General features: G+C 40.8%; 24 protein-coding genes. All 24 read right to left on the bottom strand.

From position 1 onward, the window contains the following. Position 1: 1 nt before the first annotated feature. The 24 genes from CWB75_RS04230 to flgB all read right to left on the bottom strand — a co-directional run bounded on the left by CWB75_RS04230 (position 2) and on the right by flgB (position 19,452). Positions 2-334 carry a FliM/FliN family flagellar motor switch protein gene (locus CWB75_RS04230; protein ID WP_138569977.1) on the bottom strand — a complete coding sequence of 111 codons (333 nt, stop codon included), beginning with the start codon at positions 332-334 and terminating at the stop codon, positions 2-4. Positions 335-337: 3 nt separating this feature from the next. Further along, positions 338-1,243, bottom strand: coding sequence for a FliM/FliN family flagellar motor switch protein (locus tag CWB75_RS04225; RefSeq protein WP_138569976.1), 906 nt, complete (start codon positions 1,241-1,243; stop codon positions 338-340). A 28-nt stretch (positions 1,244-1,271) separates the two neighbouring features. Next, complete coding sequence (locus CWB75_RS04220) at positions 1,272-1,676, bottom strand: PilZ domain-containing protein (protein ID WP_138569975.1); 405 nt, start codon at positions 1,674-1,676, stop codon at positions 1,272-1,274. Then, on the bottom strand, positions 1,669-2,667 hold the full coding sequence (locus CWB75_RS04215; protein ID WP_081374122.1) for a flagellar motor protein MotB: 999 nt from the start codon (positions 2,665-2,667) through the stop codon (positions 1,669-1,671). The genes CWB75_RS04220 and CWB75_RS04215 overlap by 8 nt, the downstream gene beginning before the upstream one ends. After that, positions 2,667-3,530 carry a flagellar motor stator protein MotA gene (gene motA, locus CWB75_RS04210; protein ID WP_010391179.1) on the bottom strand — a complete coding sequence of 288 codons (864 nt, stop codon included), beginning with the start codon at positions 3,528-3,530 and terminating at the stop codon, positions 2,667-2,669. The genes CWB75_RS04215 and motA overlap by 1 nt, the downstream gene beginning before the upstream one ends. Positions 3,531-3,547: 17 nt before the next feature. Then, complete coding sequence (locus CWB75_RS04205) at positions 3,548-4,270, bottom strand: FliA/WhiG family RNA polymerase sigma factor (RefSeq protein ID WP_138569974.1); 723 nt, start codon at positions 4,268-4,270, stop codon at positions 3,548-3,550. Positions 4,271-4,279: 9 nt separating this feature from the next. After that, a complete protein-coding gene (locus tag CWB75_RS04200; RefSeq protein ID WP_013464390.1) occupies positions 4,280-4,711 on the bottom strand; it encodes a flagellar basal body-associated FliL family protein in 432 nt (143 codons plus the stop codon). A gap of 25 nt (positions 4,712-4,736) precedes the next feature. After that, positions 4,737-6,026 (bottom strand): flagellar hook-length control protein FliK, encoded by a 1,290-nt coding sequence (locus CWB75_RS04195; RefSeq protein WP_138569973.1) that lies wholly within the window; start codon positions 6,024-6,026, stop codon positions 4,737-4,739. Next, positions 6,023-6,340, bottom strand: coding sequence for a hypothetical protein (locus CWB75_RS04190; RefSeq protein ID WP_249362300.1), 318 nt, complete (start codon positions 6,338-6,340; stop codon positions 6,023-6,025). Before CWB75_RS04190 ends, CWB75_RS04195 begins: the two co-directional genes overlap by 4 nt. 243 nt (positions 6,341-6,583) lie before the next feature. Further along, positions 6,584-6,970: a flagellar export chaperone FliS gene (gene fliS / locus CWB75_RS04185; RefSeq protein ID WP_010391173.1), complete on the bottom strand. Its 387-nt coding sequence runs from the start codon at positions 6,968-6,970 to the stop codon at positions 6,584-6,586. Between the two features lie 6 nt (positions 6,971-6,976). Further along, positions 6,977-8,275 (bottom strand): flagellar filament capping protein FliD, encoded by a 1,299-nt coding sequence (gene fliD / locus CWB75_RS04180; protein WP_138569971.1) that lies wholly within the window; start codon positions 8,273-8,275, stop codon positions 6,977-6,979. Positions 8,276-8,398: 123 nt separating this feature from the next. Beyond that, a complete protein-coding gene (locus CWB75_RS04175) occupies positions 8,399-9,232 on the bottom strand; it encodes a flagellin N-terminal helical domain-containing protein (protein WP_138569970.1) in 834 nt (277 codons plus the stop codon). Between the two features lie 235 nt (positions 9,233-9,467). Continuing rightward, the gene (locus CWB75_RS04170; RefSeq protein WP_010391168.1) at positions 9,468-10,493 is read right to left on the bottom strand and encodes a hypothetical protein; all 1,026 of its coding nucleotides are present in this window, start codon (positions 10,491-10,493) and stop codon (positions 9,468-9,470) included. 26 nt (positions 10,494-10,519) lie between these two features. After that, positions 10,520-11,416 carry a flagellar hook-associated protein FlgL gene (gene flgL, locus CWB75_RS04165; RefSeq protein WP_138569969.1) on the bottom strand — a complete coding sequence of 299 codons (897 nt, stop codon included), beginning with the start codon at positions 11,414-11,416 and terminating at the stop codon, positions 10,520-10,522. Positions 11,417-11,428: 12 nt separating this feature from the next. Next, the gene (flgK, locus tag CWB75_RS04155) at positions 11,429-12,736 is read right to left on the bottom strand and encodes a flagellar hook-associated protein FlgK (protein ID WP_138569968.1); all 1,308 of its coding nucleotides are present in this window, start codon (positions 12,734-12,736) and stop codon (positions 11,429-11,431) included. Between the two features lie 6 nt (positions 12,737-12,742). After that, positions 12,743-13,204: a rod-binding protein gene (locus CWB75_RS04150; protein ID WP_010391160.1), complete on the bottom strand. Its 462-nt coding sequence runs from the start codon at positions 13,202-13,204 to the stop codon at positions 12,743-12,745. Positions 13,205-13,215: 11 nt separating this feature from the next. Further along, positions 13,216-14,325, bottom strand: coding sequence for a flagellar basal body P-ring protein FlgI (locus CWB75_RS04145; protein ID WP_010391158.1), 1,110 nt, complete (start codon positions 14,323-14,325; stop codon positions 13,216-13,218). An 18-nt stretch (positions 14,326-14,343) separates the two neighbouring features. Further along, on the bottom strand, positions 14,344-15,066 hold the full coding sequence (locus CWB75_RS04140; RefSeq protein ID WP_249362299.1) for a flagellar basal body L-ring protein FlgH: 723 nt from the start codon (positions 15,064-15,066) through the stop codon (positions 14,344-14,346). Positions 15,067-15,068: 2 nt separating this feature from the next. Next, a complete protein-coding gene (gene flgG, locus CWB75_RS04135) occupies positions 15,069-15,854 on the bottom strand; it encodes a flagellar basal-body rod protein FlgG (protein WP_010391154.1) in 786 nt (261 codons plus the stop codon). Between the two features lie 14 nt (positions 15,855-15,868). Beyond that, entirely contained in the window at positions 15,869-16,600 is a 732-nt protein-coding gene (locus tag CWB75_RS04130) for a flagellar basal body rod protein FlgF (RefSeq protein ID WP_010391152.1), read from the bottom strand. A gap of 11 nt (positions 16,601-16,611) precedes the next feature. Next, entirely contained in the window at positions 16,612-17,940 is a 1,329-nt protein-coding gene (locus tag CWB75_RS04125; RefSeq protein WP_010391149.1) for a flagellar hook protein FlgE, read from the bottom strand. An 18-nt stretch (positions 17,941-17,958) separates the two neighbouring features. After that, positions 17,959-18,612, bottom strand: coding sequence for a flagellar hook assembly protein FlgD (locus CWB75_RS04120; RefSeq protein WP_054202054.1), 654 nt, complete (start codon positions 18,610-18,612; stop codon positions 17,959-17,961). Positions 18,613-18,616: 4 nt separating this feature from the next. Continuing rightward, the gene (flgC, locus tag CWB75_RS04115; RefSeq protein WP_010391144.1) at positions 18,617-19,033 is read right to left on the bottom strand and encodes a flagellar basal body rod protein FlgC; all 417 of its coding nucleotides are present in this window, start codon (positions 19,031-19,033) and stop codon (positions 18,617-18,619) included. Then, a complete protein-coding gene (gene flgB, locus CWB75_RS04110; protein WP_010391142.1) occupies positions 19,033-19,452 on the bottom strand; it encodes a flagellar basal body rod protein FlgB in 420 nt (139 codons plus the stop codon). The genes flgC and flgB overlap by 1 nt, the downstream gene beginning before the upstream one ends. Positions 19,453-19,487 lie beyond the last annotated feature (35 nt).

Raw genomic sequence — 19,487 nt, 5'->3', positions numbered from 1 at the left:
TTTATTGATCCTTTGCGGTATCTGTTTGAGCAAACTTCAAACCATACTGCCCTTCAAGCATTACCACTTCTGCTTTAGCAAAAAATACCCCATTCACTTTTACATCAAGCGCTTCACCAGCTACTTTGTCTAGCTTAAGCACGTCGCCTTCTTTGGCTTGGCTAAGCTCGCCTAAGGTAATTTCAGTACTTGCTACTTCAAGAGTAACGAGTAAAGGAACATCTTGAAAAAATGACATATTTCCTTCGTTAGTTTTATCAGCAGATTTATCATCAAATCCATCAAAAGCATCAAGCTCTAAGCCCGCTAAGGCGCTATCAAGGTTTTCGTTCATAATTTAGTTACTCGTTGTATTATTTGATAATTGTGTAATTTGAAATGCTAAGCCAGTCTCTTGCTCAACGACTTGGCCTTTAAATATTTGTTTATGGCCTAGGTTAAATAGTGCAGCTTCATTAAGTTCAATTGGTAATACACCGCCGGCCACACAAGCTTTTAATTGCTTTAAAGTGACTTTTTTCTTCGCCATTTCAATCTGACCTTGCACCGCAAACTGTGCCCACATATCAGTATTGAGAGTGTCACTATTTGCTGAGTCTTGCTCGCTATCAGCTGCGCAAAAAAAGCTAATTGGCAGCCATAAAAACCAACTTATTACTTGGTTTTCTAATATAAACCGCACTTTAAAGGCTAAATATTGTAATGCTTCAGGTAAGGCATGAGACTTTTGTATCTCACCTAATAACGCTGAGCGTTCTCTAAATAATAAGCCTTGAATGCCCTGCACTTGGCGCTGTAGTAAACGACCACAAATACGGCTTTCTGTTGAGCTTAATTCGTTATTCACCTCATCAGAGACTTGCTCTGTGCTGTTCACATTATTAAATTGCCCACCTAAGCATAAATCAGCTGTTTTATATGCACTTTGATAATCAAGCGCTAAATAGGCCTCACCTTGAGTAGGGGCAAATAAAGGGCAGGCAAGAAATATCCTTGAGGATTCTTTAAACCAACTGCTAATAACCGAATGCGAACAAGGCGAAATTTCTACATCAAAACGGCTGTCGTTAAATAATTGGGCTAGCTCTAACTCCAAAGTTTTACGAATATTAACGTTTATATGCGCTGCTTTTTGTTGTGCTTGTTCATATGCTCTTTGCTCAAGCGTGAGTGCAAATGGCGTAATATGCTCAGAATCTTTCGCTTTAATTAACTTTGTTTTAGCGTTTAACGTTTTACTCATACCACTGTTTTTCCTGATTCATTTATATTCAGCTTATGTTCGTTTTTTTTGCTTTTTTCAATTGGGCTTGTAGCTGTAAACGATTAACTATATCGCTGCGTAAGCGCTCATTTTTGCTTATCCACTCAACCCCTAAAAACATTAATTTTTCACTCACTGCACGGCGATACATCACTTTGCCAGCCAATCGATTGGTTTTATCAAACACCACAATAACTTTATTGGGGATCGTCTTTTCAGCAGGTACTAATAACCCCACACCGCCCACGCTAATATCTTTTGCCACACCATGGCATAGTGAAATATCAATAAAACAACGGCGTAATAACTGCACGCCTACTCCGCCAAGCTGAACTGACTCAGGCTCGTAATTATCTTTAAGGTTTAAGTTCCATCTTTTGTAACTTCGTTTAGTGTCTGGTTGGTTACTCATAATTCTCTTCAAGACGTAGCACGGGTTTGTTAGCCGTTGCCGCACCAGCCGCTTTTTTTATCGGATTGTTAATGTTGCTATCATCAAATAATTGGTTAAATTTATCCTGCGCATCTTTAGTTAAGATCAGCAGTTCAACACGTCTGTTTTCGCTGGCTTTCTTATTTTCTTTATTAATTGGCCGATTTGATGAAAACGCATTTACTTGAAGCACCTGACTTGATGGCATTCCGCCCATAGTCATTACTTTTCTTGCTTGCTGCGCTCTATCGCCAGAAATGTCCCAATTACGAGAGCTGCCATCAACAAATAAGCTGGCATCGCTGTGCCCAGAAATAATGATTTTGTTGTTAATGTCTTTAACTAAGCCGCCAAGGTATAGAAACAGATCTTCAAAAAATGGGGTCATTTGCGACTTTGAGCGTTCAAACATTTGATGATGCTTGTCGTCTCTAATGATCACTCTGAGCCCCAAGGGCACTTCTTCAACTAGTAAGTTATTTTTTAGTAACTCTTCTTTACTGAGTTCATCAATACTTTCCAGTAATAAGCTCAGCTCAGATGAAGCTTCAAATTGGCTATCAATCGCTGAATTTAACTTCTCGCCTTGCCCAGCTTTAGGCTCAACGGTGCCATCGGGCACTTGTAATACTTCACTCATTCCAGGTTTTGGAGAGTCCGGAGGCGTAATTCCCGACTCTAAGTGCTTAATTACAGAAGGAGATCCCCCTAAATCAACGGGGAATGGGCTGTTTTGAGGATCAAAAATAGCGGGGCCACCATCAAAAATTGAGTGAGTTCGCATATAGTGTGCTATTTCTTCACGCTCAGATTCATTGGTGATCGCCATGATCCACATCACCATAAAAAACGCCATCATCGCCAAAGTAAAATCGGCAAAGGCAACCTTCCAAGCACCACCATGAGGCTTTTCGGTTGCTCTTCTACGAGAGCGTTTGATGACGATTTCTTGATTTTTGTTTTCCATCATTAAGCCGCCTTGTTAGTGATCCACTCTTCCATGGTGGTAAAGGTCGGTTTAATTTCTTCATTAATTAATTTTCGGCCTGAATCAGTCGCCACAATAGGCACATGCCCTTTAGCATGCGCCACTAACATGGCACGCACACATTCAAACATCGCCACTTGTTTTTTTACATACTGCTCCATCGCTGAGGCAAGCGGTGCAATTAAACAGTAACAAGCAAAAATACCAATAAAAGTACCCACCAACGCCGCTGCTACATGGTAGCCAATTTCACTTAAAGGCCCATCAAGATGCTGCATGGTAATAATAATGCCGCCAACCGCTGCTAAAATACCAAAACCTGGCATAGCTTCAGCTATATTAGCAAGTGAATGAGAAGGTTTAAGACGTTGCTCTTCAATGGTATAAATCTCTTGCTCTAACATGGCATCAAAGTCATGAGAGTTTATTTTTCCCATACTAAATAAACGTAAGTTATCGCAAATAAAAGTAACTAGCTGTGGGAACTCATACACTTTAGGGTAGGCAAGAAAAATAGAACTGGTTTCTGGGTTTTCAACATGCTCATCTAATCCTTTAATGCCTTTCACTCTGGCTAAGTCTAATAAAGAGTAAATAACGAGTAGTAAGTCATGGTACAGCTCAGACGTATCGGTTCCTTTACCACTAATAAATTGATACTTTAATTGCGATAGCATTTCTGTCAGTACATACTTTGAATTACCCACAATTAGCGCCCCTAAACCTGCGCCAAAAATAATTAAAAACTCGTATGGCTGCCACATAGTGGCAATGTTGCCGCCCGCAAACGCAAAACCACCTAATACTGTTGCAAGTACTACTATTAACCCTATAACTCTTTGCATTCTTTATTCCTTAGGTATTAGATTTTTTGAAGCGCTTGTGTAAGCGCTTCAAGTGCTTGTTTATGAAGTTGGCAAACACGTGCCTCGGTTAAATCGAGCGTTAACGCTATTTCTTTCATATTCATTTCGTGCATGTAATATAATTGCAAGAGCAGCTTTTCTCGGGTATTCAGTTTGCTCATCGCCACTTTTAGCATGGCTGCTGTCTCTTCTTTGTCGTGTGTATGGGCAGAGGTAAGCGCTAAATTAGGGTTAGCTTCCAATAGCGCTTCCAGGCTATCAAATGCTTCGGCTTGCTCACTGTAATGCAGTTGAATAAGCTCTTTATGGTTAATTCCTAACGCCTCACACATTTCGGTGTCTGTTGCATCACGACCGAGCTTTTTTTGCAGTGAACGGCTCATATCACGAAGCTGATGAGACTGCTGCCTTAGTTGACGCGGGCGCCAATCAACACGCCTAAACTCATCTAACATAGCACCACGAATACGCTTAAACGCAAATGCAGCAAACTTCTCATCTAAATCCCGACCATAGCGACGAATAGACGACAGCAGCGCAATAATACCTATTTGATAAATATCATCATTATCGACAATAACACCCACTTGAGTGCGCATGTGCGCAGCCGCTCGATTCACCAAATAAGAGTACTGCGATAATAGTTGCGTCTCTTTTAGTGGCGTTAAGGTGACTGGTGGTTCTGTTATTAACTCGCCCCACTCTTCTTGCAGCATCATAGCGATGGCCTATTGAATGAAGACGTTCGTAATAAGTACGTTATCCAATCGAACAGATACCGTATTCGCTAACACTAAATTAAACTGCTCTAATAAGTTTTTTTGAACCGCATCTATATCTTTAAAAGCGGCTTTTGCTTGGCTATGACTCATATTGGCAAACTGTTTTACCAGTACATTTCTTACAAGCGGCTCCATCGCCTCTGTGCCTGTGTTGTATACAGAGGGTGAAGTAACAAGTACCAAGTCAAGTACTAAATAGCGGGCAATTGAGTCCTCTGATACGCTTATAATAAAGCGCTCCATTTCGTGGTATTCAACTTTTGTTATATCTGCTTGCGGACCTTCTTTTGATGAGTCACTGTCGTTAAAAAACTGTCCCGCAAAAAATGCAGCCGCAATAAGTGCAATTACAGTTAGGGCTATTATTATTTTTTTCACTTTTATCTCTCTTAATCCAAGGTAGTTATACTAATAAATCTAACCAATCTAATGGCGACTTAGGTGTGCGAGTGCTGTTGTCATCATCCATTGAAGGCATCTCGGTATGATTATTTGCAATGTCGCTATTGTCGCTTTGCTGTTGAGATTGCTGCTGTTTATCACTCAAATTAACATCCACTGTACTGTTTGAGTTTTGCGACAAAGACTGACGTAACTGCTCTAGAGTTTGCGCTATGGCATCTCTAACCTGCGCATTACTCGTAGTTAAACTGACTGAGGTTTTATCCCCTTCAATATTGATAGATATTTCAATACTGCCTAGGTTTGGAGGATCTAATCTAATTTGCGCACGCTGAAGTTGCTGGCCTATTTGCAGCTTTACCTTATCGCCAAGTACATGCAATAAACGCTGCCCCCATTCACTGGGAGCCTCTTTTAATTTTTCTTTATGCCACTCAAAGCTCTCTGGCGCGGGTGCGGACGCTGAAAATGCATTCACTAATGTTGATTTTTGACCCGTACTCTCGCGACTTTCTGTAAAGACCATTTTCGATTGCGCACTTTGTGACAATGCCGCAAGCTCAAGTTTGCTCAGCGACACACTCGGTTGTATGGCTACTTGCTCACTGGTTAGGCTACTTGATTGCGCTTGTGCATAAGTGTTCAACACTACCGAAGGTTGATTTAATCGATTCAAAAGCGCTTGCGAATACAATGTTTGTGGTGCTTTGGCTAAATCGAGTGTATTTAATTCTTTATTAACGGGTGTATTCGCTGGCGTTACATTTATAGCTGCAGCAGGCACAGTTAAAACATCACTATGCACTGTCATATTTTGTACAGACGCAGTTTTAGCTGACTCTTGAGTTATAATGCCTTCTTCGTGCAGAGTCTCTAAAGGCTTACTCTTTAACTGCTCATCAATAACAAGTTGTGCTGGTGGTGTTTCCACTGCTGCAGTGCCGTTATCAAGAGCAAGGTTACTATTTGAGTTGAGTAAATTTGTGACAGGCGCGTTTATTTTACTGCTATCAAAATTATAATTTGCAGTGTTTAAAAAGTACGGATTTATTATTTCTTGTGTTTCTGTAATGGCATCTTCTTGCACTAGTTGTTCTGAACTTTCTTGAGGTTGTTCACCTTGCACATTTTGCTGTTTTGTTTGCTGTTGCTTTGAAGAAAGCGTAAACGGCTCAAGCTCGCTCTGTTGTTCTTGCGCATCTGCAGGTGTACTGCTCTTTAATATGGTTGGTTTATTAGTGGCACTGCCAAAGTCAGTCTTTGTCGCCATAGTATTTGCTTGGATACTCATAGTGACTGTCCTTGTTGTACTTTTTTATACGCAATTAAACCTTCTTTATCTTCCTGATGGCGCTGCATTTGCACTTTAATGGCCGCTTGCTTTTGACCCACTAACTCAATTAAGTCTGCGTAGCGTGCCTTTAAATTTTCTTGTTCAGCTTTCATTGAACTAAAGCAAGGCATATTTTGCAGCTCATTATAAAATGCAAGCAGCTGCTTATCGGCTGATTTAACCTCATACCAATTACTCTCATGGATAGCATCTTCCATGGTGCTAAGTAATTGTTCCATTTTTTGCGCTGCGTATTTTTGAGAGTGTTCCATTAGCAATACTAAATTCATTATAAGTTCATGTTTCATTTAGCAATAAACAAGCCAACTTTAAGTTATTGTTTTATAAAAAAAAATAAAATAAAAACCCAAAAAGCGGAAGCGGAACTTCCACATCGGAAGGAAGTGATATGTTATTAATAATGAATTGAATAATTATTTAAGCAGTGGGGGGAGATATAAAAAAGCGGTGTTAAAAATGAAAAAACCAGCTATTGGTAGCTGGTTTAGATTTGTTTATTGTGTACCTAAGCCTTGCCACCCTTCTTGCAAGTTGGTCATCACTACACGGGTGGAGTCAATATAGCTCAAGTCATTTTTTATACTGGCTTGCAATAATGCTTGCCCACAATGCTGATAAAGGTTTTGCATGTTTTGCGCTACTTCACCGCCTTTTTCAAGATCTAATGAGGCCTCAAGCCCGCCTAAAATGCGCATTAGCTTTTCAATACTTTCGGCTTTTTTATCGTATCTTTTTTGTTTTATGTGGCCTGTGACTTTTTCAAGCTCATCTGAAAAACCATCAAATAACATCAATACTAATTTATGAATATCGGCACTGGCCGCTTTTGCATCTACTGATGTACTTTTATAGGCTGAAAAGCCATCATTTAAATCTAACATCTATGTTTAGCTCCCAAATTGACCCATTGTAGATTCTAATTGTGCAATAGTCTGTTGCATTTGTGTAAACTGCGACAAGTAGCGTTGGTACACTTGCTCCATAGACACTTCATGATCTTTTTGTTGCCTATTGACTATATTTAAGCTCGCTTGCAATGACTGCTTTTTATCCGTCATCAAACCATAGCTTTTAGTGAAAGGCTCAACGCGGGTTTCTAGCTTAGACAATAAACCGTTTTCACCTGTGAGCATGCTGGTTAACTGCTCAGGATTAGTAGCCATAGCTTCTTCAAGTTTTTTATTATCTATTTTTAAGTTACCGCTACGATCAAATTCAATACCCACAGAGAACAAGGTTTTACCTTCAAACGTACCCTGAAAATCGTTGCGTAAAGAGCGAGCAAGGCCGGCAGCCATATTATCTCGTTTTAAGTACTGGTTACTGGTAATGCCATTGGTGAGCGAATTAAATTTATCCACAAAACTTTGAATGTTTTCTTTAGAGCTTTCTTGATCTTGGGTAATTGATATATGAATTGGCTGATCGCCCAGCGACTGCGCCTGCGTTAAATCAATCGTTACCCCATCAATAACCGTATCGAGTTTATTACTGCTTGAAGTGATTGTAAGTGCTGAGTTAGCCCCTAGTTTGACAATCGCATCTTGCGCTAAGGTTAACTCTTGTTTGTTTGTTATAGCATTGGTGATATCACTGCCATTGGCATCCGTACCTTCAGTAAAGCTCACCCCCACCTGATTAGCAGCACCCGACTCAGCACTGGTTAAAGTTAAAAAGGTTTCTGTGCCAGAGCGCACAACAGAGGCTTTAACACCGCTATTATCAACATGTGAGTTGATGGCATTAGCAACATCAGTTAATGATGCATCGGCGCCAAGGCTAGCAAAGTCAACACTAAACGCACTGCCTGCCAAATCAATACTCAACTCACCATCCGTGGTTAAAGCTTTAGCCGGATCAAAACTCAATGCCACTTGGTGTGCTTGTGCTAATTGCTCGACAAATACATCGTACTCACCGCTGGCTGCTGTGCCGCTTGCTGTTACTGCTAATGCGGATGAATTGCTCACCGTAGCGGTGTTAGCAAACAAGCTACTGGTATCTTTAAGATTGGTTTGTAAGTCATCAAAAAAGTTTGATAAATTACTTTTCAGGCTATCAAACGCCTTAATTTGATTGCTAAAAAGGCTACTTTTAGTACTTAATTGCTGATCTTTAGCGCTACGCTCAATTTGTGTATATTGTGAGGCTAATTGCCCAGGATTTATTCCTATTGCAGAGCTCATTTTAATCTCCAAGCATTTTAGTTATAAGCAAAAAAATCTAAAGTAAATATTTTTACTTATGACTATAAACAATAATAGCTACACCTTAGGTGTAGCTATGCATACTTAATTGATTAATCACTATTAACGAAGTAGTGAACCAATCATTTGTGTTGTGCTGTTAGCTGTGCTCAGTACCGAGATACCAGAGTTCATTAGCAATTGTTGCTTAGTCATGTTTGATGTTTCAGCAGCAAAATCAGCGTCCATTAACGTACCTACAGCAGCTTGAGTGTTTTGCTTCATGTTAGATACATTAGTCATTGTATGGTCAAGACGGTTCATTGATGCACCAAGCGTTGAACGTGCAGTACCAATTTCGCCAACTAAAGTATCAACAAATCCAATCTGCGCTTGTGCTGTAGCAACATCAGTGAATGCAGCAGCATTACCAATAGCTGTTGTCACATCGCCTAGCTCTGTAGAAATATCTACTGCCAAGGTTTCAGTAGTACTTGAGCCTACCTGGAAAGTAACCGCACCAGCAAACTTACCACCAGTAAGTAGCGCAGTGCCATCACCAAACGACGTATTAGTCATGATATTTGTAAGCTCAGCAGCTAGTGCTGTGTATTCTGCACTTTGTGCAGCCCACTCTTTTGCACCGTTTGTATCACTTGAACCTTGAGTAGCAAGTTCTTTCATGCGGTAAGCAATGTTAGTCATTTCATCAAACGCGCCTTCAGCTGTTTGCATCATAGACATGGCGTTGTTACCGTTATAAATTCCTGCTTCTTGGCCACGTACTTGTGCGTTTAGACGTGAAGCGATTTGTAGACCAGCCGCATCATCTTTTGCAGAGTTAATTTTAAAACCAGAACCTAAACGCTCAAGCGCTGTAGATAAATCGTTGTTGCTACGACCAAGTTGGTTTTGGATTGACATTGAAGCCATGTTTGATTGAATTGATAAAGCCATGTTTATTTCCTCTTTAAATGAATAGCTAAAGTAATTAGTGAACCTAAATCACCTTCTAATAACTAAGAGCGACCATATTTTTAATTACCTAAACTTTTTTCTAATTATTTTTTATATTTTTTTAAGCAATGTATTCAAAGCGGGTAAAATAGGCATTTTCGCTAGCTAAAAGCAGATAAGAGGAATAATAGAAATAAAAAAAGATGCAGCAATACTAGCTTGCTGCATTAAAAAATTAAGTGAGTGAGTATTGCACCATATTACGGGTAATGTTTGCCTGCGACATAATCGCAGCTACACTATTTACCCCAGGGTTTTGCATATGCTGTTTAACCCCTAGACTTAAAGCAAGTAGTTCATCAGTGTTAGCTAATGAACTAGCAGAGTCAAGCTGCTCTAATTGGCTTTGTAATTGTTGTTTTTGTGCCTGAATTTTTATTAAATTCGCTTTTAAATGGCGCTGCGCACTTTGGATTTGCTCTCGGTGCTGAGCAATAGTGGCATTTTTATCGGCTATTTTAGCAAGTTCATTCAGAGGGTTATCTAAATCATTGAGCTGCAAAGAAATCGGGTTTCCTGCAGCAATTCGTACACCTTGACCACTCATCACCCAAGGCTCTAAAAGTGGAGCCGCATTATCTTTTTGCGCACTAAAAAGCAGACGGTTTTCACGATTAAGCTCAACATTTATATGATGTGGTGCAAACGCATTTTGAATGGCAGTTAAATTGGTTTTTTCATCTTGATAGGCTGGTATCTTTAAGCTTAATGATTTGCCCGAGCGACCCATCACTAACTGGATATTTTCTTCATGTGGACGTGCGCTAAGCAGGTCTATATTTGCATTAAGCTGTTTGCTAATAGCGCGATTTGGATCCGTTATTTTCAGCTGGGTATCAAGTCCTGAGCCTTTTTTATTTGCTGTGTTTTGTAATGACGCTATTTGCACTTTAATTTGCTGTTGTTGCATGGGTTGTGGCTGAGTGTTAGCAGCTTGGGTATTTAATTGTTGTGCTAATTTTTCAAGCCCCATATACAAATTACGAATAGTGCTTTCGCTTTGTTCGGCTTTTGCTAGCGCTTGACTCAGTGCCCCGCGCTGCGCCCAGCCAGTCAGTACTTTAACTTGGTCCTCTCTGGCAACAATTTTGTTTTTCCACAAATTGTTAGCAGAATCCTTTGTTGATGTAACGAGTGCATCCGATTTATTGGTATTAACCAAGTCAATTGCTTGCGCTTTTTCGCTACTTTTAACCAGCATAGTTAGTTCCTGAAAGTATTATAATTTTAAATGTATGAAAACAATGAAAGTTTACTTACTGTCGAGTAAACCTGCATCGATGATTCATACGCCGCCATAGATTCATTCATCGAAATAAACGCTTCTGGATAATCTACAGCACTCAAATCGTCCTGCAAATTAACCGTAAATGTGGTGATATCTAGATTACTGGTAGTAATCGAATCAAGCGAAGCCATAGTAGAGCCTATGGTGGTCACTTGGCTACTAATAGTACCTAAAAAGTCAGCTAATTTATCTATCATCACCCGTGATTGATTGCCAACACCAGCTGCTGGCGGATTATTTACATCAACAAGATAGTCTTGCATGGCATTTAAAAAACCTGCACCAGGATCTAAATCATTACCTACGATATTGTTTTTTACACTTGAGTCGTCAGATACAGTGACTTCTCTGACAATATCGTCACCGGCATAAACATAATTACCCGTCGCATCAATTTGAAACGGTTTTTCATCGGTTTTACTACCCGAAAAATAATATTGTCCATCGCTGTCGGTTGCATTTAGTAAATCAACAATTGCCGGAAAAGCCACACTCATTTCTTGGCCGAGTGCTTTAATTTCTGCCTCGCCCATTGAACCATCAGCTGCAGTGGTAATTAAACTTTGCAGTGAATATATTTGGTTAACAATACCGGTTAGCTGTACTTCTTGTTGACCTAATGAAAAGTTAACTGCATCCATATTGGTTTTGTATTGCTCTAACGATTTTATTTCTGAACCTAGGTTCATGATCATTACAGTGCCAAGCGGATCATCTGAGGGCTTAAGAATACGCTTATTGGTTGCTAACTGAATTGATTTTTCGTTAAAGTTTTCAGTATTACTTTGAATGTTTTTGATTGAATTTAAATGAAACTGATGACTACTAACTCGCATAACATTGCCCTTTTAAAACATTTGCAGTAAAGATTTAAACATTTGATCTGCTGTGCTGATCACTTTGGCATTGGCACTGTACATTTGTTGAAAATGCATTAAGTTTGCCGCCTCTTCATCAAGGTTCACCCCGCTGTAGCTATCGCGCGCAGCAATGGCGTTTTCACTTAAATTAGTAGCGGTGGTAATGCTATTTAAGTTTTGCTTACTAGTAATAGCAAGATCCCCTACTAATAATGTAAACTTATCGCCTTTTCCTGCCATTGAAGCAACAATATTAGCAATATTAGAGTTATCACCAGGTCCTGAGGTACTGCTGTCTTTAAAACCAAGTTGATCAGTGGTGATCGCAGGGTTAATCTCAATCGTCCCTAATGGGTTTAATGGATTGTATGTAAACAGTGCTTCACCGGGGTCGTTATTTAAATCAAAACCACTTTGTAATGCACCGTTCATATCATCAGCAAGGTCGGCAACTAAGCTATTTAAGGTTGCAAAAGTTGGTTTTATTACATCGTTATCAACGCTTATTAAGCCACCAAATTGACCACCAACGTTTTTATCAAGGGTGAATTCTTGACCAATAAAGTTACTCGTTACTGTTATTCCATTTACTGAGATTGATGCCGCTTTACTCCCTACCACCAGCGGGGCACCACTTAAGGTACTAATATCAATAAAGCCATTATCTCGCTCAACAATAGATACGCCAATATGCCCTGATAACTGGTTTACTAGGCGTTCTCGATTATCTTTTAACTCTGCGGTTGATTGCTTGTTTGCTGTTGCTAATCCAATGCTACTGTTAATTTCGGCTATTTGCTTAGTAATAGAAGACACATTAAGCGCCACATTACTCATTTGTGCATTTAACTTTGTTGCTTGTCCTGCCAAAGCGCCATTAATTTGCGCAATATCTTGCATAAAGCCCTCTGCAGAGGATAAAAATTGTTGCCTGAAAGCCTGTGAATCAGGCTTGGTTGCTGCAGCATTGAGTGCATCTGTTAGGCTTGCAAGAGAGTTATTTAAGTTTAACGAGTCGGTACCAATGATTTGCTCAATAAAACCTAGATATGACTGTTTGTTTTCATAATAAGTGGTATCAGAATTAGTGCGCCAAATATCGTCATTTAAAAAGGCGTCAACAACCCGATCAACAGACGCCACCTCAACCCCGCCTAAATATACATTAGAGGTTTTAAATTGAGCTTGCTGACGCGAATAACCCTCAACGGCTGCATTCGCGACATTTTGCCCTGACACAGTCAGTGCAATATTTGCAGCATTGAGGCCGCTTAACGCGTTATTTAACATAGACATAATTAACTACCTAATCGTATTAGCATTCAATGGCTGAACAAATGCCGATCCCGCATAAATATCATAGCTTTGGGTTGGCTCAACGCTTTCAGCACCTTTATATTGATCATTAGCGACCAAGCTTTGGCTATTCTTAAATGTATTTTCTATGGGGGCAATTTTCTCATCAAACTGCTTAACAATCGCTTCGGCTAAACCCAGTTGATGAGTTGACGCTAAATGCTGCGCGGTTTGAGCATTATGCATATCTCTAAATTGCGCTTGCTCGTTACTATTAAAAAAACCATTGTCACCGGCCATAGTTTTGGTGGTGCTATCCATACTTTTTAATACCAGCTGTAAAAAAATAGCTTCAAACTGCTCTGCCGCCTGTTTAACGCCTGCCTCACTGTTGCCAGTAATGTTTTCAAGATGGGTCGGGTCAATCGCTAATGACTGAGATAATTGGGTTGATGACTCTATTTTCATGGCTATTTCCTTTAAATAACTAATAGCTCGGCTTCTAGAGCCCCAGCATTATCAAGTGCAATTAATATCGACATAAGCTCGGCTGGCGTTGCGCCAAGTGCATTTACCGCTTTTACAATTTCATCTAATGAGGTGCCTTCAGGCCACAACAGCATATTTTTTTGTTGTTGATCTACTGTGATATCACTTGATTGCGTGGTCGTAGTTTGGCCATTTGAAAACGGCCCTGGTTGCGACACTTGCTCTTGTTCACTTATGGTAATGGTTAAATTGCCATGGTTAACCGCAGCCTGATTAACTCGCACTGTATTGTTCATTACGACAGTACCTGTGCGGCTATTAAATACAATTTTTGGGCGCTCAGAACCTTGCTCTACAGTAATATCTTGTAGCATCGACATAAACGTGTTGCGACTATTGGCATCGCTTGGCGCACTAACCACTAAGCGCGCCCAGTTTTCAGCAGTAGCTACATCAGGCCCAAATACTTTATTGATAGCACGTACAACATTGCGGGCAGTTTGATAATTTGGATCTTTTAAATTAAGAATTACATCGCTTTGACTTTCATACATAGCCATAACACTGCGCTCAATAATTGCACCATTAGGAATAAGCCCTGAAGTAGGCACATTAACAGTCACCGAGGAGCCACTTTTACCACTGGCATTAATACCACCCACCACTAAATTACCTTGTGCTAGCGCATACACTTTGCCATCAACCCCCTTTAACGGGGTCAACATTAAGCTGCCACCATGTAAGCTTTTTGCATCACCCAATGAGTTCACAGTTACATCAATGGCTTGGCCTGGGCTTCCCATAGGCGGCAACGTAGCATGGACAGCAACAGCCGCTATATTTTTTGATTTTGGTAATCGCTCTTCATCTACAGAGACACCAAATTGCTTTAGCATATTACTTAGCGATTGGCCGGCAAATTTTACTTGGGCTTTATCACCCGATCCCGGCAAGCCCACTACTAAACCGTAACCTACCAGTTGGTTTTCTCGCACACCTAGCACATCAACAATATCTAATAATGGACGTGCTTTGGCGGTCACAGTTGCAGGCGCTAATAGGCTAAAAAAGCACACTAGCATTAATAGTAAATATTTCATTAAAACCTCAGTAATCCCTTAGAACGGGTTTAAGAATCGGGTAAATAAAGTGGTAAACCAACCTGGACGATTCGCATCAGCCAATGTGCCTTTGCCGGTATAGCTTATTTGCGCTTCAGCAATACGAAGCGACGAAACACGGTTACTTACATCAATATCGCCAGGGCGAACTAGCCCTTCAATTTCAATGTATTCGTCACCTTGGTTAAGTTTAATTTGCTTACGCCCTTTAATAACCAGCGACCCATTAGATAAAACATGATTAACCCGCACGGTAATAGCGCCACTCAGGAAGTTTTGTTGGCTGGCGCTGCTTTCACCGTCAAACTTGGCACTCGAGCCTATACCCAAATTAAAATCAGCTACATTGAGTGCACCAGCAACTGGCACTGAAACATCCAAGTCGGTACTTTTATCTAAACTCGAATCGGCACTTTTACTTGATTGCGTGCGCTCGTTAAGCACCACAGTTAAAATATCGCCAACTCGGTAAGCACGTTTATCTGCATACAAAGAAAACATATAGTTATCTTGAAATAAGCTTCCATCTTGCTGATTCAAACCCTGTGCATAGGCATCTTGGCTTATTTCATAGTCTTGAACTGATTTTTGAGTGGTGCTTTGTGGACATTTCACTTCCCCATACACCACTTCGCATTCCACCATTTGGGTTTTTGATGGGGTATTGCTACAACCAGCAACACCCAAAAGCAGCAAAAATAATGTTAACTTATTCATCATAATCATACGTTTTGGTTTATAAAGCGCAGCATTTCATCTGCTGCAGAGACCACTTTAGCGTTCATCTCGTAAGCGCGCTGTACGGCAATCATGCTTACCATTTCATCAACAACGCTCACGTTTGAGCCTTCAATAGTAAATTGTTGCAAGCCACCAAAAGCATCTTCACCGGGGATCCCCTCAACAGGTTCACCTGATGCTGCTGTTTCGCGGTACAAATTGCCACCTAAGCTTTGTAGGCCTGCAGGATTTGCAAAGTTAACTGTTAACATTTGGCCTAACTCAACCGCTTGCGCATCCTTACCTACTACCGCAGTAACGGTGCCGTCGGTGCCAATACTCACTTTAGTGGTGCCCTCTGGTAGCGCAATATTTTGCGCCAAAGGTAAGCCGTTGCTGTTTACCAGTAATGACTCAGAGTTAAGCTGAAACTGACCGTTACGGGTAAACAATAACTCGCCATCAGGACTTTCAATTTGAAAGAAGCCTTGCCCAGCAATGGCTACATCTAATTGATTGCTGGTTGTTTCAAAGCTACCTTCGGTAAATTGCTTTTGCGTACCGTTAATACGAACGCCGGTTCCCACCTGAATCCCAGATGGCAGCTGATTAAGCTCATCTACTTGCGCGCCAGGCTGTTTTTGTACTTGGTAAAATAAATCTTCAAATACCGCTCTGTCTTTTTTAAAACCGGCAGTGCTTACGTTCGCTAGGTTATTCGATATTGTTGTCATTCTTAAATCTTGCGCTGCAAGACCGGTTTTACTCACCCATAATGCTGAATTCATGTTTGGCTTCCTATTTATCCACGTCCGCTGATGAGTTTATTACCGCTGGTCGCTAATTCGTCAGCAGACTTCATCATTTTTACATTCATCTCAAATTGGCGGCTAATATTCATTGTTTTGATCATTTCAGCCACGGCATTCACATTAGAACCTTCTAAAGCACCGGTTCTTACTGTAATTGTTTCGTCGGCTTCAAGCGGCTGTAAATCGTTAGCTCTGAGTAAGCCATCAGCACCTTTAATTAAGTTTGCATCAGTACTGGCTAATTTAATTTGCGCATCTTCTGCAATTACACCGCCGCCAATGGGGGTGAGGTTGATCATGCCGTTTGAGCCAATTTCAATATCACCAAACTCAGGAAGTTGAATATCGCCACCGTCACCTTGCACACGTCGGCCATTAACAGTAATAAAGCCATCGGCATCAACCACTAAATTACCCGCGCGGGTATAAGCCGGTTCGCCATTGTCATCCATCACTTCTAAATAACCGCCGTTGCTCAGTGCTAAATCAAGATTACGGCCAGTATCCATGATTGGCCCTGACGATAAGTCAGTAGTTACTGGTGTTAGTTGCGCGTGGTAACGAGTACGAAAGCCCTCGCCTTGTACCATCATTGATTGCGCTTGCTCTAAGTCGGCCTTAAAACCTACAGTGCTAACATTTGCTAAGTTATTTGCAGCAACGCGTAAGGCGGTATTATTAAGTTCAGCACCCGAAACGGCGGTATAAATTAACTTTTCCACGCTCAGCTTCCTTAGGTATTACTAAATAAAATTTGCATCATTTCATCAGCACTGCTGATGGTTTTAGCATTGGCTTGGTAATTTTGTTGAAATGACATTAAGCCAACCAGCTGTTCACTAATATCAACATTTGAGCCCATAAATGAACCCGACAGTAATTTACCCAGTGAGCCACTTTCAGGTTCGCCATAAAGTGCAGAGCCCGACTCTTCAGTTTGATACCACACGGTATTACTGCCTTGCTCTAAACCATCAACATTCGCAAACGAGGCAAGTACAACCTGACCTTGTAATTTAGATTCACCGTTAGTAAATGTTGCAAATACACGGCCGTCGTCTTCAACCTTCACACCAGAAAACGCCCCTGAGGTATAGCCGTTGGCATCATTTTCGTTAACACTGAAACTTGAACCAAACTGCGTAGTGCCATCGAATTTAAGCGCAATATTTAATGCTGCAGCACCACTGGTTATTTCTGCATTACCTGGCGTTGAAGTAATAGGCACTTCTAAATCAACCGCCGTTAAGTCGCCTGAAAACGGCACCATTTGGCCATCGGTATCAAAGTTAAGTGTAATGGTACCGGCGTTAATTGAACCACCAGCACCATCATCAATAGCTTGAGTACCTGTCGTCGCACCAAGCGCTGAAAGCTGAGCTTGAGTAAGGGGTTTACCATCTAAGAAAAACATCGCTTGCCATTCGTTGCTACCCGTATGGTTAAAATACTGGGTCATTACATGGCTGTTACCTAAGGAGTCGAATACTTCGGTAGATTGAGAAAAGTTATATTGACTACCATCTTTAGGATCAAATACCGCTGGAGCTGTAGGATAAGCAATCACGTCGCTAGAAGAACTTAAGTTACCGTTAAAGTTAATATTGGTACTGGCTTGTGCTTCTATGTTTGAGGCTTCAATTTTTAAATCGGTTAATACACCCGGTACAATTGTCGGATCACCACCATCAACCTGAGACACGCCAAAACCTTGCAGTTTGCCGCCGTTGGCATTAACAATATTTAAGTCGTTATCTAACTGAAACTGGCCTGCTTGGGTGTAAGCCGTGCGGCCGTTTTCTGATATGGCAAAAAAACCTTGGCCATCAATAGCAATATCCAGCGCATTACCGGTGCGCACAATTTCACCACCGGTGACAAAATCTTCTTTAACATTGGCAACTTTTACACCGCCGCGTTGACTGCCGTTATAAACCGCGGCAAATTCTGCGGTGTTATTTTTATAACCAGCAGTACCCGAGTTAGCAATATTATTACTGGTTACTTCTAATCCTGTTTGGGTACTTTTAAGACCACTTAATCCTATATTGAACATAGACATATTATTTATTCCTCTTATTTATGCCACTTGATTAATTTCAGTGATACCAAAATTACCCAAACCATCGACTTGTAATAAAATATCTTCTAACGACTTACCTACAGAAACACGCTCAACCTCACCGCTTAGCCAAGTATCAAGCTGCTTTGGTACCTCTTCGGTAGTGGCATACGCTCTCACTGCATACGCACCCGCTTCTTGGTTTTCAAATTCAAAACGCAATGAACCGACTCCAGAATAAGGCAGTTGTTTTTCTTCAACTAATTCACCATCTTGGTTATAAAGTTGCACAGTGACAGAATCTGCGGCTTCCCCTAAATTAACCATGCCAGAGACACTGCCATCTTGTTCAAGGGCAATACTGCTTGCTTGCACATCAACCGTTTGGCCAACCATATTAGTGGCTTCAAGCACCGCTAAGCTGCTCACATAATCCAAACCATCGGCGGTGTTTTGGCGAATGCTTTGTAACGACTCAACATTAGAAAACTCCGCAAGCTGGCTCACATATTGAGTGCCGTCCATAGGTTGTAATGGATTTTGATTACTAATTTGCGCAACAAGTAACTCTAAAAACATGGTCGACATTTCATCTGCTGAGCTATTACCGGCAATATTCGTAGTGTTTTTTGCCCCGTCGGCTGCGCTTGGAACGGCTGAATTAACTTGCATAAAATTATTGTCCTAACTTAAGAATGCTTTGCTGCATGCTGTTTACACGCCCCATAACTTCAACAGATGTTTGGTAGCTACGACTTGCAGACATCATGTCGGCCATTTCTTCAAGTGCATTTACGTTGGAGTAAAATACATAACCATCGTTGTTAGCAATTGGGTTATTTGGCTCGTAGCGCTGCTCTACCGCACGATTTGACTCAGTGATCCCTAATACATCAACCGAGGCTGAAATTGATTGGCTGTCTTGTGTTTGTTTGTACAAAGCAGAAAATACTGGTTTAAGTGCCTTGTAAGCGTCGGCTTCTGAACCGGCTGCGGTATCGGCATTGGCTAGGTTAGATGCAATGGTATCGAGGCGAATAACTTGAGCGCGCATGGCGCTGCCGCTAGCGTCATAAATTGAATTAAAAGACATTATGATTTCCCTGAAATAACTTTATGTAAGCCATTTATTTTCATATTTAAGAAGGTCAAACTGGTTTGAAAATCCATACTGTTGCTGGCAAATTTTGCTTGCTCAATATTTAACTCAACAGTGTTGCCATCACTTGATGGTTGATAAGGAACGCGATATTTAAGTTCATCCGTTTGTACACCAGCAAAATCAACATCTCTGTTTTGCGAAAAACTGGATGAAACACTTTGCATAATTTGACGATAATCTACATCTCGAGATTTAAACCCAGGCGTGTCAACATTAGCCAAGTTACTAGCAATGACTTCTGCTCTGTCTAACCTTAATTTCATTGAAAAAGGGTGAACACCTAACGCTTTATCAAATAGTTCCATTGTTGCCTCTAATTTTTGTTTCTTGTATGCTTTCGCGCTTCGCATACACTTTCTACCTTGTGTATAACAACCTTTATGCC

The organism is Pseudoalteromonas sp. S1608 (assembly GCF_005887265.1).
GTDB lineage: Bacteria > Pseudomonadota > Gammaproteobacteria > Enterobacterales > Alteromonadaceae > Pseudoalteromonas > Pseudoalteromonas undina.
The sequence above is the reverse complement of the archived record's forward strand: the minus strand, read 5'-3'. Positions and strand labels throughout refer to the sequence as shown.